1 protein-coding gene is annotated in these 2,229 nt (G+C 71.6%); it reads right to left on the bottom strand.

Annotation, left to right across the window (positions count from 1 at the left end; translation table 11 throughout):
- Positions 1 to 2,229: hypothetical protein (locus tag GA0115240_RS36630; protein ID WP_093735301.1), on the bottom strand; the 2,229-nt coding region annotated here is incomplete at both ends.

Genomic DNA, 2,229 nt, shown 5'->3' with positions numbered 1-2,229 from the left:
GCTGCCGCCGGGGGCGCCGCCGGTGCCGCCGACGGTGCCGCCGCCGTCGATGGACGTGCCGCCGCTGTGCGCGGTGCCCGAGGAACTGTCGTGCCCCGGCCCGCCCTTGATGGCGACGATCTTCGTGGCGGCCTGGGTGGCCTGCGCGCGCAGGGCTGGGGGACAGCGGGGCGTATCCGGGCGGCAGGTCGCCCGGGTCGGCGCCGCTGATCTGGCCCGGCCCGGCGGCGTACCGCAGCAGGGTGGCGTAGTCCTTGCGGGCGGCGGCGGTGAGCTTGTCGGGCCGCAGCGCCGCGTAGACCAGCTCGGTCAGCGGGTAGCCGGTCTTGGCCTTGACCTTGGCGGGGTCGATGACCTTCACGCCGCCGCTGGTGGCGCTCGCGTCGGCCGCCGCCGTGGTCAAGGTGGCGGTGGTGGGCGCGGTGAAGGTGCCGGAGGCGTTGAGCAGCTTCGCGGTCTGCAGGCCGTAGCGGGCGGCGGACGCGGCGTCGGTGATGGTGAGTTCGAAGCGGGAGCCGACCGGCTGCGGGCCGGGGCTCTTGTATCCGGGCGGGTTGCCCAGCGCGTCCCAGGTGGACTTCCACAGGGTGTCGGCGCGGCGGGTGTGCAGCGCCCCGGCGTGCATGTCGTCCACGTAGGGGTGGAAGTCGGTCATGCACTGCTTGGCGTCGGGGTCGGCGCCGGCGCCGGCCGCGCACCACGGGTCGCTCTTGGGGTAGTCGTCGCGCAGCGGGTCGAAGGAGAAGTGGCCGGGGTTCAGGTCGGCGTTGGTGCTGTAGTTCGGGTTGACGGTCATGCCGTACGGGTCGGGGATGCCGGCCAGGAACTGGCGGGCGTCCTTGTCCGCCTCGATCCAGGCCCAGATCGTCGCGGCGGTGTCGGAGTGGCCGAGCGCGGTGATCAGGTCGGTGTCGGTGGCGGGTGTCTCGGACACCGACAGGTTCGCGAACTCCGGGTTAAAGGCGAGGAAGTCCGGGTCGGTGACCAGGCCGGTCGGGTTCTTCTTCGCCCACGCGTAGTGTTTCGCCGCCACCAGCGAGGTGTTGCCGGCCTTGTCGGACACGGTCTGCACCGCGCCCCACACCGAGCTGCGATACGACTCGGTGAGCAGCTTGGCGACCAGCCGGGGGGTGAGGTTGATGGATCCGACCTTGGTGCCGGAGATCTGTTTCACCGAGTCCGGGGCCCCGAATTTGGCTCTTCGTTCGATGGTGAAGCCGATGACGGCGGCGGACAGGCCGACCGGCGCGTAGACGGCGTCGCCGGTGCCCAACCCCCGCGCGGTGAAGGCCAGTCCGCTGCCGCCATTCTGCACCACCCGCTGCCGGGCGTCGGGTTCACCGATCTCGGTGTAGCCGTAGACGGTGCCGGTGGGGCACAGCGCGGCCTGCCAGCTGGTCATGGCGTCGGCGGCCAGTTCGCTGCCGGTGGTCTGGCGCTCGGAGGCGCCCAGCGGGCAGCTGGAGTCGACCGAGTTGAAGCCGAGTTTGATGGCGATGCGGTTCTTCCAGTTGGTGCTGGACACCGGGGAGCCCGCGTTGACCTGGGTGCGGTCGGCGTACGGCTTGCCGTCCAGGTCCAGGTGCCCCTGCGGCACGATCACCAGCCAGCAGGAGCGGGGCGCGGTGACGCCGGCTTTCCGGACCGGTTCGCCGCAGCCGAGGTGCGGTGCCTCCAGCGCCGTCTGCACCTCGAAGAACTCCTTGCCGGTGCCGTCGGCGCCGGTCCGGGCGAAGTCGATCTCGTTGGTGGTGTTGTAGCTGAACAGCGCGTTGTTCTGGGTGCCGGTGGTGATCTCGGTGCCGTCCACGGACTTGAAGGGCACCTCGCCGGTGCCGAAGGCGCCGTCGGCGCCGTACCGGTCGTCCTGGCCGTAGTTGGTGGGCTGGGCGTTGTAGGTGATCGTCCGGGTGTCGTCGCGGGCGTTGCCCGGCCACGAGGTGCGGTCGGTGGTCGGTGAGGCGCCGTACTGGCACTGGGTGCGCGACGGGCCCGGGTTGGATGCCACGGTGCCGTCGTCGTCGCCCCAGCACTGCATGATCTGCACGAAGTCGGTGTTGAACTGGGTGCCGGCGAAGGTGGTCGGGACGCCGCCGCTCCAGGTCACCGTGACCGCCTGGCTGGTGAGGCGCTGGGTCTGGCTGACGGTGAAGCGCATGTCCTTGAACTCGCCGCGGCCGGCCACGGTGACGGCCGAGCCGGCGGCGGGGGCGGCCGCGGCGGGCTGGG

Origin of the sequence: Streptomyces sp. DvalAA-14 (assembly GCF_900091855.1) — a bacterium.
Taxonomy (GTDB): Bacteria; Actinomycetota; Actinomycetes; order Streptomycetales; family Streptomycetaceae; genus Actinacidiphila.
Note: the sequence above shows the minus strand (reverse complement) of the source record. Positions and strands in the feature narration are given on the sequence as shown.